The sequence below is a fragment of the Pseudarthrobacter sp. NPDC058196 genome, from assembly GCF_042882685.1.
GTDB lineage: Bacteria > Actinomycetota > Actinomycetes > Actinomycetales > Micrococcaceae > Arthrobacter.
The window spans coordinates 85,621-98,658 of sequence record NZ_JBHVVN010000012.1; the positions used below are offsets into that span (position 1 = coordinate 85,621).

General features: G+C 65.2%; 14 protein-coding genes and 1 tRNA gene. 3 read left to right on the forward strand and 12 right to left on the reverse strand.

Annotation, left to right across the window (positions count from 1 at the left end; genetic code table 11):
- Positions 1-247: 247 nt before the first annotated feature.
- Positions 248-715 (reverse strand): hypothetical protein, encoded by a 468-nt coding sequence (locus ACFVVC_RS17525; RefSeq protein ID WP_387456050.1) that lies wholly within the window; start codon positions 713-715, stop codon positions 248-250.
- Between the two features lie 266 nt (positions 716-981).
- On the opposite strand from ACFVVC_RS17525, the gene ACFVVC_RS17530 reads away from it, so the two are divergent.
- Together ACFVVC_RS17530 and ACFVVC_RS17535 are read left to right on the forward strand one after the other, a co-directional pair.
- A complete protein-coding gene (locus tag ACFVVC_RS17530; RefSeq protein ID WP_387456053.1) occupies positions 982-2,181 on the forward strand; it encodes an acetyl-CoA C-acetyltransferase in 1,200 nt (399 codons plus the stop codon).
- The gene (locus ACFVVC_RS17535; RefSeq protein WP_387456055.1) at positions 2,181-2,678 is read left to right on the forward strand and encodes an aminoacyl-tRNA deacylase; all 498 of its coding nucleotides are present in this window, start codon (positions 2,181-2,183) and stop codon (positions 2,676-2,678) included. The genes ACFVVC_RS17530 and ACFVVC_RS17535 overlap by 1 nt, the downstream gene beginning before the upstream one ends.
- A gap of 72 nt (positions 2,679-2,750) precedes the next feature.
- Here the strand turns inward: ACFVVC_RS17535 and rplL are convergent, their stop codons facing one another.
- The 9 genes from rplL to ACFVVC_RS17580 form a co-directional block, all read right to left on the reverse strand.
- Positions 2,751-3,125: a 50S ribosomal protein L7/L12 gene (rplL, locus tag ACFVVC_RS17540; protein WP_387456058.1), complete on the reverse strand. Its 375-nt coding sequence runs from the start codon at positions 3,123-3,125 to the stop codon at positions 2,751-2,753.
- A gap of 78 nt (positions 3,126-3,203) precedes the next feature.
- A complete protein-coding gene (gene rplJ, locus ACFVVC_RS17545) occupies positions 3,204-3,785 on the reverse strand; it encodes a 50S ribosomal protein L10 (protein ID WP_285248633.1) in 582 nt (193 codons plus the stop codon).
- Positions 3,786-4,081: 296 nt separating this feature from the next.
- Positions 4,082-5,200 (reverse strand): GNAT family N-acetyltransferase, encoded by a 1,119-nt coding sequence (locus ACFVVC_RS17550; protein WP_018760469.1) that lies wholly within the window; start codon positions 5,198-5,200, stop codon positions 4,082-4,084.
- Between the two features lie 7 nt (positions 5,201-5,207).
- Positions 5,208-6,347 carry a GNAT family N-acetyltransferase gene (locus ACFVVC_RS17555; protein WP_387456063.1) on the reverse strand — a complete coding sequence of 380 codons (1,140 nt, stop codon included), beginning with the start codon at positions 6,345-6,347 and terminating at the stop codon, positions 5,208-5,210.
- Between the two features lie 114 nt (positions 6,348-6,461).
- Positions 6,462-7,169 (reverse strand): 50S ribosomal protein L1, encoded by a 708-nt coding sequence (gene rplA, locus ACFVVC_RS17560; RefSeq protein ID WP_387456066.1) that lies wholly within the window; start codon positions 7,167-7,169, stop codon positions 6,462-6,464.
- A gap of 179 nt (positions 7,170-7,348) precedes the next feature.
- Entirely contained in the window at positions 7,349-7,780 is a 432-nt protein-coding gene (rplK, locus tag ACFVVC_RS17565; RefSeq protein ID WP_018760472.1) for a 50S ribosomal protein L11, read from the reverse strand.
- Positions 7,781-7,908: 128 nt separating this feature from the next.
- Positions 7,909-8,733: a transcription termination/antitermination protein NusG gene (gene nusG / locus ACFVVC_RS17570; RefSeq protein ID WP_387456070.1), complete on the reverse strand. Its 825-nt coding sequence runs from the start codon at positions 8,731-8,733 to the stop codon at positions 7,909-7,911.
- A gap of 115 nt (positions 8,734-8,848) precedes the next feature.
- On the reverse strand, positions 8,849-9,133 hold the full coding sequence (gene secE / locus ACFVVC_RS17575) for a preprotein translocase subunit SecE (protein WP_018760474.1): 285 nt from the start codon (positions 9,131-9,133) through the stop codon (positions 8,849-8,851).
- 83 nt (positions 9,134-9,216) lie between these two features.
- A tRNA-Trp gene (locus ACFVVC_RS17580) sits at positions 9,217-9,289 on the reverse strand.
- A 277-nt stretch (positions 9,290-9,566) separates the two neighbouring features.
- Here ACFVVC_RS17580 and ACFVVC_RS17585 point away from each other — a divergent pair.
- Positions 9,567-10,784, forward strand: a complete 1,218-nt coding sequence (locus ACFVVC_RS17585; protein ID WP_387456073.1) for a pyridoxal phosphate-dependent aminotransferase — start codon at positions 9,567-9,569, stop codon at positions 10,782-10,784.
- A gap of 199 nt (positions 10,785-10,983) precedes the next feature.
- Here ACFVVC_RS17585 and ACFVVC_RS17590 read toward each other — a convergent pair whose 3' ends face one another.
- Both ACFVVC_RS17590 and ACFVVC_RS17595 read right to left on the reverse strand, forming a co-directional pair.
- Positions 10,984-11,673, reverse strand: coding sequence for a LuxR C-terminal-related transcriptional regulator (locus ACFVVC_RS17590; protein WP_387456076.1), 690 nt, complete (start codon positions 11,671-11,673; stop codon positions 10,984-10,986).
- The gene (locus tag ACFVVC_RS17595) at positions 11,670-13,004 is read right to left on the reverse strand and encodes a PspC domain-containing protein (RefSeq protein ID WP_387456079.1); all 1,335 of its coding nucleotides are present in this window, start codon (positions 13,002-13,004) and stop codon (positions 11,670-11,672) included. The genes ACFVVC_RS17590 and ACFVVC_RS17595 overlap by 4 nt, the downstream gene beginning before the upstream one ends.
- Positions 13,005-13,038 lie beyond the last annotated feature (34 nt).

Here is a 13,038-nt window from a genome sequence, read left to right on the forward strand (position 1 = left end):
ACCCTGCGAAAGTGACTCCGCAGCGCTACCATCCGGTTCCGCTATATGACCCGGGACCCGCGCTGACGATGCTGTGACGTTGTCACGGCACGTTGATTGCCAGCTGCCAGGCAAAGCCCACCGCTATATGAAGGCTGAAGGTAAACAGGGAAGACGCAAATATCTACGATACGGCAAAACAACCTACATGTCTACCCCACATCCGGCCGGATTGCAAGCACCTGTTTTCGAGCTGTGCACCGGCTGCCTACAAGCGCAGGGTGACGCCTTCCGCCGTGCAGGTACCCGAGTTGGCGAAGACGGCGTCCCGCACAGCGTCCTTGGACTCCTGGGCAGGCGTGCTGCCGGACTCCGCGGCAGCCGAGTGGTCGATCGCCAGGAGGCTGAGCGAGGCAAAGAGCCCCTCGAGGTCGCCGGCAACGGTTCCTTTGGCGTCCTGGGCCTTCAGGTAAACGTCCTCATAGCCTTTTGCATCAGTGGGGGAAACCGCAGCGTAGTCGGCGAACAGTTTGTTGAAGAGTTCACAGGCTTCCTTGGCACCCGCGCCCGGAGTGCCGGTGCCTGCTGATGACGCACGGGGCGTGCTGCCGCCGCTGGACCGGACCGAGGGCGAAGCGGACGGCTGCGTTGACTCCGCCGGCGCCGGCGTGGACACCGAGCAGCCGGTGAGCGCGGCAACGGCGGCAATGGCTGCTGCGGCAAATGTCGTCTTCATGATCTAGCTCCGTCCGTCACGGCCCCGGACCCGGTGTCCCCCTGGAAAGCCTCGCCCACCACCCTACGCAAGCCGCCGCCGTCGCGCACACCGCCAGGATGGGGACCACTCCCCTGCCCCGCCCGCGGACTCCCGCCCCGGTGGCGGGATCCTGCAGCAACCGGACGCCGGAATGCACACAGGTGTTCCGGCGTTTGAGTATATGGGTGACCAGGCTCACGATAGCCTTGGTGGCTTACACCTGAACCGGATTGAAAGTGATGACCATGGGCAACTCTCCTGACAACAGTGACGTTGTCATCCTCGCAGCAGCGCGGACCCCGCAGGGCCGCATTAACGGCCAACTCTCAAGCCTGACGGCGGTGGACCTCGGCGCCCACGCCATCAAGGCTGCCCTGGCGGCCAGCGGCATTGACGCCGCCGATGTGGAAGCCGTGATCATGGGGCAGGTACTGCAGGCGGGTGCAGGCCAGAACCCCGCGCGGCAAAGCTCCATCGGCGCCGGGATCGGCTGGAACGTCCCCGCCGTGACGGTCAATAAAGTATGCCTCTCCGGGCTCACCGCCGTGATCGACGCCGCCCGCATGATCCGGGCCGGCGAGGCGGCCGTGGTAGTGGCCGGCGGCCAGGAATCAATGAGCCGGGCACCGCACCTGCTCCCAGGGTCCCGGCAAGGATGGACTTACGGCTCCATCCAGGCATTGGACGCAGCCGCCCACGACGGCCTGACCGACGCCTTCGACGGCGAGTCCATGGGGTTGTCCACCGAGACGCGCAACCTCACCCTGGGCATCGACCGCACCTCCCAGGACAACGTGGCGGCACAGTCCCACCAGCGCGCGGCCCTCGCGGCAAAGAACGGAACCTTCGACGGCGAAATCGCGCCGGTCAGCGTGAAGCAGCGGAAGGGTGAGCCCTTGGTCGTGGACAGCGACGAGGGCGTGCGCCCCAACACCTCAGTGGAGTCGCTCGCAGGGCTGCGTGCGGCATTCGTTACGGACGGTACCATCACCGCCGGCAACTCCTCTCCCTTGTCCGACGGCGCCGCCGCCCTGGTACTCGCCTCCCGCGCCTACGCCGACGAACACGGCCTGGAATACCTGGCTCTCGTCGGGAAGCCGGGCCAGGTTGCCGGACCGGACAACACCCTGCATTCACAGCCTTCACACGCGATCACGAATGCCCTCGGCAAAGCCGGCTGGGGCACGGCGGACCTGGACTTCATCGAAATCAACGAGGCCTTCGGTTCCGTCGCCGTGCAGTCGCTCAAGGACCTGGACTACCCCCTGGAAAAGTGCAACATCCACGGCGGGGCAATCGCCCTGGGGCATCCGATCGGGGCTTCGGGAGCCCGACTGGCCGCCCACGCCGCCCATGAGCTGAAGCGCCGCGGGTCGGGCAAAGCCGCGGTGGCCCTGTGTGGCGGAGGAGGGCAGGGCGAAGCTCTCCTGCTCTACCGCGACTAATGGCGGGCACAACCGCCAACGGAACGGACGGCGTCGGGCGGGAACGTTTCCTGGCCGACGCCGCCGCGCGCGGCCTGATCGTTGACGTCGTGGAACGCCCGCCGGCACGCAGCCTGGCGGAAGCGGCCGCTATCCTGGGCATCACGCCGGCCGACATCGTGAAGTCACTGGTGGTCAAGCACAAGGACGGGACATTCCTGTTCGCCCTGGTTCCCGGCGACCGGCAGATCTCCTGGCCCAAACTTCGGTCCCTGCTGGGCGTCAATAAGCTCTCGCTGCCACCGGCAGACGTTGCCCTGGAAGCGACGGGATACGAGCGGGGCACCATCACGCCGCTGGGCAGTACCACGGCCTGGCCCGTCTATGCCGACGCCACGATCACCGGACGCAGGATCTCCATGGGCGCCGGAGCCCACGGCTACAGTGCTTTCGTTGACGCAGACTCACTGACCGCCGCCCTGGGTGCCGTAGTCGCGGACATCTCGGATCCCGGCTGAGCCTCCCACCCCGCTTAAAGCAGGAAACCCCGCCCACCGAAATGGACGGGGTTTCCGCAGGAAAAGGCGTTGTTACTTGAGGGTAACGGAAGCGCCTGCAGCCTCGAGCTGCTCCTTGGCCTTCTCTGCAGCTTCCTTGGTAGCACCTTCGAGGACAGCCTTGGGAGCGCTGTCAACCAGGTCCTTGGCTTCCTTCAGGCCCAGGGAAGTAATGGCGCGAACTTCCTTGATGACCGCAATCTTCTTCTCGCCGGCAGATTCGAGGATGACGTCGAAGTCAGTCTTCTCTTCAACCTCTTCAGCAGCAGCACCGGCGGGGCCGGCAACTGCTACCGCAGCAGCGGTAACTTCGAAGGTCTCTTCGAAGAGCTTGACGAACTCGGAGAGCTCGATGATGGTCAGTTCCTTGAAAGCTTCAATGAGCTCTTCGTTGCTGAGCTTCGCCATGGTTGGCGTCCTTCCTGTTGTGGTGTCCGAACGGCGCGGAGCCGGGCCTGACACCGGAGTCTGGTGGGGTAAAGAGAATTAGTTCTCTTCGGCAGCGGCAGCTTCGGCGGGTGCCTCGGCTTCAGCGGCGGGAGCTTCTTCAGCGGCAGGCGCTTCGGCAGCTGCCGGTGCACCGTTCTCTTCTTCAAGCTTGAGGCGCAGTGCGTCGATGATGCGTGCAGCTGCGGCGGCGGGTGCCTTGAGGACGCCTGCAACCTTGGCGAGCTGCAGCTCACGGGACTCGAGGGCAGCCAGGGCTGCAACCTCGGTGGCGTCCAGTGCCTTGCCCTCGAAGTAACCGGTCTTGATGACCAGCTGCTTGTTGGCCTTGGCAAAATCCGTCAGGCTCTTGGCAGCGGCAACTGCGTCACCCTTGATGAACGCGATTGCAGTGGGGCCGGCAAGCTGGCCGTCGAATGCTTCGACGCCGGCTTCCTTGGCTGCAATGGCGGTCAGGGTGTTCTTGACGACCGCGAACTTGGTGTCCTGGCCGAGAGAAACACGCAGCTGCTTGAGCTGTGCAACGGTGAGCCCGCGGTATTCGGTCAGGACAGCGGCGTTCGATTCCTTGAAATCGTTAGTGATCTCAGCTACTGCTGAAACCTTGGTAGGCGTTGCCATAACCCTCCTTCCGGGGATAGTGCCGGTATTCGACGGTCCCCGCTCAAGAGAGCTAAAACTAAAAACGCCCCGCGCAGATGCACGGGGCTTGGCTCAACACGGCTTTGCCGTGGAGCTTTGCTTCGTTCACCTGCGCCGGCCGCCCTGCGTTGAGGGTCCTTCGTCCGGAAACCTACTGTGGCCTCCGGCGCACAACTGCAGAGTTGAGCCATGTACAGGAGAGTGGATTTCCAACAACCGACGGTCTTTGGTAATCCAAGCTTACGCGAGGGGGCGCCGGACCGCCAAATCGGGCGTCAGCTGGTGCTGGTCCGCAGGGTGGGAAGTTCCTTTTGCCAGATACCGGTAACCCCTGCCGTCTGGAACCCAAGCTGCTTGTTGACCGTCAGGAGGTACCGGTTCTCGGGGGCGTTCCAGGTGTAGATGATGCGGGCATCCGGGAACTGCTCGCTGAGCCGTTCCATGTTGGCCACCTTGATCAGCAGGCCCAGCTTGTTGCCGCGGTGCTCCTGCAGGACCAGGGTGTCGTCTTGGAAAACGACGTCGGCACGGTGGGCCAGCACGGTGATGGTGGTCAGTCCCACCAGCGATCCCGTGGCGATGTGTTCGACGGCGGTGACCACCGTCCGCCTTCCCTGCGCGATGGCGACGTCTTCAGCCTCACGCAGGATCCCGCCGTCGAACACCATGTCCTGCTCAACCGGCACGTCCAGGGAAGGGTCGACGTCGGCACCCGCCTGGTTCTCCAGGACGGCCACGGCCTCCAGCCACTGGTCCGGGCAGCGGTCCGTCCAATGGTGCAGCCGGTACCTGCCGCCATTGGCTTCCTCGGCCTCAGCCTGGAGGTCTGCCACCAGTTTTGTGTCGAGGGGAAGCAGGCAGGAGCTGAACTGCTCAATGTGCTGGAGCGTGTATCCGGTCCGCTGCGCGAACTCCACTTCCCGGCTTTCCAAAGGAACGAACCCCTGGCCCGTGCCCGGGACCAGCTGGGCCTGCCCGAACTCGTGGAGCGATGCGCCCGGGTGGTTGGTGTCCACCAGGATCATGGTGCGTCCCTCTCCCCGGGCCAGCTGCTCGGCCGCTTCAAGCAGGCGCCGACCCACGCCCTGGCGCTGGAACTCGGGCAGGATGTCCAGGGTGAGTTCGGCGAGGTCCAGGTGGTCCGTCAGCGGCAGCGCGATGTCCACGGTGCCCACGATGTCACCGTCCACTTTGGCGACGAGGATCAGCTGACGCTCATAGGGATCAGCGAACTCGAGCAGCTTTTCCAGCGGACCGTAGGCGAGATCGTCACTCCCCCACGTCTGCATCCGCACTTTGCGCCCCACCTCGACGGCGGCAAGGAAGTCGGCTGCGTCCGGGGTGTCCAGGGAATCTGGAATCCACAGCTGTTCGATCTTTACGTCTATCGCCATTCGGGCATCATCCCAGCCGTTTCTGCCACTCACCTTCATAGCCGGCAGGCTTGAATCCAAGTGCGGTATTAATCGCCAGCATATGCTGGTTTTCGCTGGCATTCCACGTCAGGACCGAGCGCGCCGGGGGCCACTTTTCCTGCGCACGGCGGAGGTTGGCCACCTTGACCAACATGCCCAGCCGGTGGCCGCGATGCTCCGCCGCCACCAGAGTGTCCTGCTGGATCAGCGACTCCGGCACCTCCGGGCGCCATGTCAGGACCGTGTACGCCACCAGCTCGCCCGTGGGCCGGTGCACGGCGGCTACGACGGAAGACTGGACGCCGCCACGGGCGAGGGCCGATTCGTCCTCCCGGACCCGGGCGGCGTCCCAGTCCTCGCGCTCCCAGTCCATGCCCGCGGTGGGGGCATCCGTGCTCATCCGCACCTTGAGCCGCGCATAGCCGGCGACCAGCACTTCCGGGCAACGATCGTCCCAGGCCGTCAGGGCGTAGCCCCCTGCGTGCGCAAGCACTTCCGCCTGCAGCCGGGCCAGCTGGTCCCCGGGCGCGGGAAGCGCCAACCGGCTGGAGCGTTCCACTTGTTCCAGCCGGTAGCCGGCGGACATGGCAAACGCGCTTGCGGGGTGGTCCATTGGCAAGTGCCCGGTCCCGGACTTCGCGGCCAGCATGCGGGCGCCACCTCCCGGGGCGTCCAAGGGTATTTCATGGAAGCCGCCGAGGGATGACCGGCCGCGAGTGCGGGCCACAGCTTCGGCGTGGCCCAGCAGGGCATGCCCGATCCCCCCGCGGCGCCGGTGGGGAACCACCAGGACATCTATGCCTGCCGTGGCCGTGTTGTCCCGCAGCGGCAAGGTAACCGAGCAGAGTCCCACCGCTTCGCTGCCAATCCGGGCCAGAAAGAGCTGCCGTTCTTCGGATCGGCTGCCACGCCAGTACTCCAGCGCTTCCCTGTCCGTCAGGCAGCGGTCCAGGTTTCCCCACACCGCCATGTCCTCCGCCGCACGCATGGCCTGGCACTCCCGGAAGTGCGCCAGCGTACCGGCGGCATCCTGGCCACCTCCTGCGGGCGGGATCACGACGGCGGAAATCACCAGCGCGCCGGGCGCCGGCAAAGGTGGGACCCCAGCGGGATCCGGATTATCCATGCAGCCAGCATAGGCAAAACACCGGGACAAAAAAGGAGCCCGTCCAAACGCATAAGCGTCGGGACGGGCTCCTGAAGCTCCGGATCAGCCCGGGGCAGGAACTTCACTCAAGGACTACGCGTCGGTGAGCACCTTGGTGACGTTCGGGTCGACGGAGATGCCGGGACCGAACGTGGTGGCAACCGTGGCCTTCTGGATGTAGCGGCCCTTGGCAGCGGACGGCTTCAGGCGAAGGACCTCTTCCAGGGCTGCCGCGTAGTTCTCGGCCAGCTTGATGGCGTCGAACGACACCTTGCCGATGATGAAGTGCAGGTTGGAGTGCTTGTCGACGCGGAAGTCGATCTTTCCACCCTTGATGTCGTTGACGGCCTTGGTGACATCGGGGGTCACGGTGCCCGTCTTCGGGTTCGGCATCAGGTTACGCGGACCGAGGACCTTACCGAGGCGGCCAACCTTGCCCATGAGGTCAGGGGTGGCAACGGCTGCGTCGAAGTCGGTCCAGCCGGCGGCGATCTTTTCGATCAGGTCGTCGGAACCAACGAAGTCGGCGCCGGCTGCAATTGCTGCCTCAGCCTTGTCGCCCGTGGCGAAAACCAGGACGCGGGCGGTCTTACCGGTGCCGTGGGGCAGGTTGACCGTACCGCGGACCATCTGGTCGGCCTTACGGGGGTCAACGCCCAGGCGGAAAGCCACCTCGATGGTTGCGTCGAACTTGGACGGGTTGGTGTCCTTGGCCAGCGTTACTGCCTCGAACGGTGCGTAGTGCTTCTCCGCGTCGATCTTGGCGGCTGCTGCCTCATATGCTTTGCTGCGCTTTGCCATGCTGCTTATTTCTCCTTGTGCAGTTGTGGTCTGCGGACCGCGCTGGGCCCTGCCACAGTCGGTGGTCCGGTTCGTTATCCGTCCCGGATGCCCGACATTTCAATGTGTTTGGTGCCGGTGTCCCGGCGGTGCCGCCCGTCGTCGTCAATTACCTTGACGCCGGACAGCGGTAGGGGTAACTAGCCCTCGACGGTGATACCCATGGAGCGGGCGGTGCCGGCGATGATCTTGGCTGCGCCTTCGAGGCTGGTGGCGTTGAGGTCTTCCATCTTGGTGGAGGCGATCTCGTTGACCTGGGCCTGGGTCAGCTTGGCAACCTTGACGGTGTGCGGGGTGGATGAACCCTTGGCAACGCCTGCAGCCTTCTTGATGAGCTCTGCAGCCGGCGGGGTCTTGGTGATGAACGTGAAGGAACGGTCCTCGTAGACCGTGATTTCCACGGGGATGACGTTTCCGCGCTGGGCTTCAGTCGCAGCGTTGTACGCCTTGCAGAATTCCATGATGTTGACACCGTGCTGGCCAAGCGCGGGACCGATCGGCGGGGCCGGGTTGGCGGCACCTGCCTGGATCTGCAGCTTGATGAGGCCGGTGACCTTCTTCTTGGGAGCCAATGTAGGGTCCTTCTCTCAATAACGTCCTGGGGCACAGGAGCGTGCCTCAGGTTTTTGGCCGCCATGGCAAGGCGGCCGGCCGTTCCGGTGCCGCTAAGCAGGCGGTGCCGGAACGAATTCTCGGATTCTCAGATCTTGGTGACCTGGTTGAACGCCAGGGTGACGGGCGTTTCGCGCTCGAAGATGGAAACCAGCACCACGAGGGTCTGGGACTCGGGCTTGATCTCGGAGATCGTGGCGGGGAGGGTCTCGAACGGACCTTCCTTGACGATGACGGACTCGCCGACCTCGAAGTCGACGGCCACGGGAGCCTGGTTCTGCTTGTTGACCGGCTTGCCCTTCTCGGCCTGCTCCTCTTCGAAGACAGGGGCGAGCATGGAGAAGACCTCGTCCAGGCGCAGCGGGACCGGGTTGTGGGCGTTGCCCACGAAGCCGGTCACGCCGGGGGTGTGGCGGACGGCGCCCCAGGAGGCGTCGGTCAGGTCCATGCGGACCAGGACGTAGCCGGGGATGCGGACGCGGTTGATCACCTTGCGCTGGGCGTTCTTGATCTCCACGACTTCTTCCATGGGCACCTGGATTTCGAAGATGTAATCTTCCATGTCCAGGGTCTGGATGCGGGTTTCCAGGTTGGCCTTCACGCGGTTCTCGTAACCGGCGTAGGAGTGGATGACGTACCAGTCACCCTCCTGGCGGCGCAGCTTGGCCTTGAACTCCTCGGCGGGATCAGCGGCTGCGGCGGCCGCTGCGGCGGCGAGGGCGTCAGCGGACTCGTCGTCGCCGCCGTCTTCTGCGGCGTCGGCTTCTTCACCGGTGACGTCGTCAGCATCGGAGCCGGCGTCGTCGGATTCGGGCGCGAAGGACTCAACCTCGGACTCTTCACCGGCTTCTGCCGCGACGTCCTGGGACTCTTCCAGCCCAGACTCGGTTACCTCGAGCTCCTGCTCAGACACTTGGTCTCCTGCTTCCTCATTGCCTAACATGCCTATTTAAATGGCTCAATTCCGCACGCCGGCGCTTTCCATCCGGTTTCCCGGACGAAACACGCGGCCTGCGGACCATCCAGCCTTAGCTGTCCGTCGAGCCGGTACCGCCGAAGATCCAGCTGACAGCGGTTCCGAAACCAATGTCCAGCAGGCTGACGATGACCATCATGATGGCCACGAACACCAGCACCACGAGCGTGTAGTTGATCAGTTCCTTGCGGGTGGGGGCCACAACCTTCTTGAGTTCGCCAATGATCTGGCGGACAAAGAGAGCAATGCGGGCGAAGAAGCTTGCCTTGGCTTCCTTCTTAGCTGGGCGGCCCTTGGAGCTGCTGGCAGCTGTTTCGGTCACCTGGTCCTCGCTCATCTTTGCAATGGTGGATTACCCGGCCCTGATCAGAACCATGGTTGCTGCGCCTGTCCCGGGCTTTCGCCCGGAGACAGCTTGCGCAGGGCAGACAGGACTCGAACCTGCAACCTGCGGTTTTGGAGACCGCTGCGCTACCAATTGCGCCACTACCCTATGGAGTGAATGCCACTCTTTGACGGCCCATGCACCAGCTTGCACTGGGGCGCACGCCATCATCCGTGTTTCAACACCGGTGAACCAGTCTACGCAAGAAGTTCGCGTAGGTAAAACCGGACCGACCGGGCCCATCCGCCGGCCGGTCCGACTTGTACCGCAGCGAGCAGTCACAAAACCAAACCGGCTCCCCGGAGGGTCCGCTGAACAGCTTAGAGTAGAACTCGTCGAAACCCACATTCCAGCCTTCCGGCTGCAAGCGAAGAACGGACCTGCCATGTCTGCCGCCCGCGTTTCCAAGCGCATATCCGCAATTGCCGAATCCGCAACCCTTGCCGTTGATGCCAAGGCGAAGGCGCTCAAGGCAGCAGGCCGGCCGGTTATTGGCTTCGGCGCGGGCGAACCCGACTTCCCCACCCCGGATTACATTGTGCAGGCCGCCATCGAAGCAGCCGGCCAGCCCAAGTACCACCGCTATTCCCCCGCGGGCGGCCTGCCTGAGCTGAAGAAGGCCATTGCCGAAAAGACCCTCCGGGACTCGGGCTACAACGTCGACCCCTCGCAGGTGCTGGTCACCAACGGCGGCAAGCAGGCCGTATACAACACCTTCGCCACCCTGCTGGATCCGGGCGACGAAGTGATCGTGCCCACCCCCTTCTGGACCACCTACCCCGAGGCGATCCGCCTGGCTGGCGGCGTGCCCGTGGAAGTTTTCGCCGGGCCGGAGCAGGACTACCTGGTAACCGTCGAGCAGTTGGAAGCGGCTGTCACTGACAAGACGAAGATCCTGTTGTTCGTCTCGCCCTCGAACCCCACCGGCGCTGTCTACTCGCCTGAGCAGGTGGCTGAGATCGGCAAGTGGGCCGCAGCAAAGGGCCTCTGGGTTGTCACGGACGAGATCTACGAGCACCTCACCTACGACGGCGTCCCTTTCACCTCCATCGCCACCGCGGCCCCCGAACTGGGCGACAAGGTGGTCATCCTCAACGGCGTTGCCAAGACGTACGCGATGACCGGCTGGCGCGTGGGCTGGATGATCGGCCCAGCCGACGTCATCAAGGCCGCCACCAACCTGCAGTCGCACGCCACGTCCAACGTGTCCAACATCATGCAGGTCGCAGCCCTCGCCGCCGTATCCGGCCCGCTGACCGCGGTCGATGAAATGAAGGTGGCCTTCGACCGCCGCCGCAAGGCCATCGTTGCCGGCCTGAACGCCATCGACGGCTTGGAATGCCCGACGCCGAAGGGTGCCTTCTACGTCTACGCGGACGTCCGGGGGCTGCTGGGCAAGGAATTCCCGACCGCGTCCGGCACCGCCACGCCGCAGACCTCTGCCGAGCTGGCCGCACTGATCCTGGACGAGGTCGAGGTGGCCGTGGTCCCCGGCGAGGCGTTCGGCCCGTCCGGATTCGTGCGTCTCTCCTACGCACTGGGCGATGACGACCTCGCCACCGGTGTCCAGCGCCTGCAGGACTTCCTGGGCAAAGCCCAGTAGACGCCCGCTCACGTCCGGCAGCTTAAACACCAACGCCCGCTCACTTTCCTTGAGAATTGAGCGGGCGTTGGCGTTTAAGGCGTCAAAGGTGAGCGGGCGTTGGTGCTTAAGGCGTCAAAGGTGAGCGGGCGTTGGCGTTTAAGGCGTCAAAGGTGAGCGGGCGTTGGCGTTTAAGGCGTCAAAGGTGAGCGGGCGTTGGTTAGAGGAGGCGGCGCTCGGCAGCCCACTTGGTCAGCTCATGGCGGCTGGAAAGCTGCAGCTTCCGGAGCACCGCGGACACATGGGTTTCAACCGTCTTGATGCTGATGAAGAGTTCCTTGGCCACTTCCTTGTAGCTGTAACCCCGGGCGATGAGCCGCATGACCTCCAGTTCGCGTGCGGACAGCTTGTCCAGCTCGTCGTCGGCAATGTCCGCGGGGGCGGTTCCGAACGCGTCCAGGACAAACCCGGCCAGGCGCGGCGAGAACACGGCGTCGCCGCCCGCCACCCGGAACACGGCATCGGTGATCTCAGCGCCGGAAATGGTCTTGGTGACGTAGCCCCTGGCGCCCGCGCGGATCACCGCCACCACGTCCTCCGCCGCGTCGGAAACGCTCAGGGCCAGGAAGCGGGTGGCGGAGAGCAGCGGCGCGGAACCGGCGATGACTTCCCGGCCGCCGCCGCCCAGCCCACCCGGAAGGTGCACGTCCAGGAGCACGACGTCGGGCCGCTGTTCGGCGATCACGGCGATGGCCTGTTCCACGGTGGCGGCCTCCCCCACCACGTGGATGCTGGCGTCGAGGTCCGCCTTGAGCCCGGACCGGAAGATCGCGTGGTCGTCCACGATCACCACCCGGACGGATTTGGCCGGCCGGGCGGCTGGGCCCCCTGTTCCCTGGATAGTGCTCATGGTTTCCCTTCCGCGTTCTCCGCCGCCGGCAGCCTCAACCGAACCTCGGTGCCGTCCTCCGTGCTGAGGATGGCAGCTGAGCCGCCATGCCTCTTCATTCTGCCGATAATCGATTCCCGGACGCCAAGCCTGTCCGAAGGAACGTTCCCCAGCTCAAAACCGGGACCCCTGTCCTTGATGAAGATCTCGGCCTGCGCGTCCGAAGCCTCAAGGTACACGGAGACCGTTCCGCCGCCGTGCCGGGACGCGTTGAGCATCGCCTCACGGCTGGCCTGGACCAAGGCTTCATGGGCCTCCGTCATGGCGGCGTCGCCCACTGTGACCACCTCCACGGCGTGGCCGAGCAGGTCCTCCACCTCGGCGGCCGCGGCCTTGACCCGGTCCGACAGTTGGCCGCTTTCCCGTCCGTGGTCCTGGAAGAGCCAGCCACGCAATTCCCGCTCCTGCGCACGGGCCAGGCGGACGACGTCGTGCTCGCTGCCCGCCCGCCGCTGGATCAAGGCGAGCGTCTGCAGGACGGAGTCGTGAAGGTGGGCGGCGATCTCCGCGCGTTCCGTTTCCCGGATGCGGCCCGCACGCTCGGCTTCGAGGTCCCGCCAGAACTTCAACGCCCACGGCAGCAGCACCAGCACCACGCCCCCCAGGACGGCGACGGAAGCCAGCAGCGCGAGCCACGTCTGTTCCCAGGAACCCGAGCCGGACACCATCACCAGGACGCCGGCAACCACCAGCGCCAGCCCCGCTGCCAGCCGGCCCCAGCCGCCGGCCTGGTCCGCCTTGGTCTTGTCAACCAATCCCGCCCGGCGGGTCTCGTCCAGCTGCATCCAGGCGATCGAGGCGCCACCCAAGACCGCGGCTGCGGGGATCAGGGTGCCCAGGGACACATCAACGCCCATCAACTGGGCGATCATGATTCCGGCGACCAGCAGGAGCCCGCAGCCAAGCAGGATTTCCTTGCCATAGCGCATCCCGCGCACACGGAACCAGGGTGCGCCCGGCGGAGCGCCCGTGCCCGCCGGGACGGGGCTTGCGGCACCCGCGGGATTCCCGTCGTCGTCCGTTGTTGCGGTGGGCGGCAGGCTCACCGCCGGGGCAATGGGCGACGCCGGGCGGCGGGTATTGCGCCGGGCAGCCTCATCCGCGGTGGGAACCATGATCCAGAGCCACGCGTAAAACACCAGGCCGGCGCCGCCTGCGAAGGACGCGAGGACCATGCCCCAGCGGACGGTCTTCACGGGCCACCCGAGGTGCAGGGCCAGGCCGGAGCACACGCCGGCGATGACCCGGTCACTGCTCCGGGCCAGGGGCGGCCGCACCGGGAGGGTTGTCATGGATCAATCCAAGCATGGATCAGGGTTGCCCGGA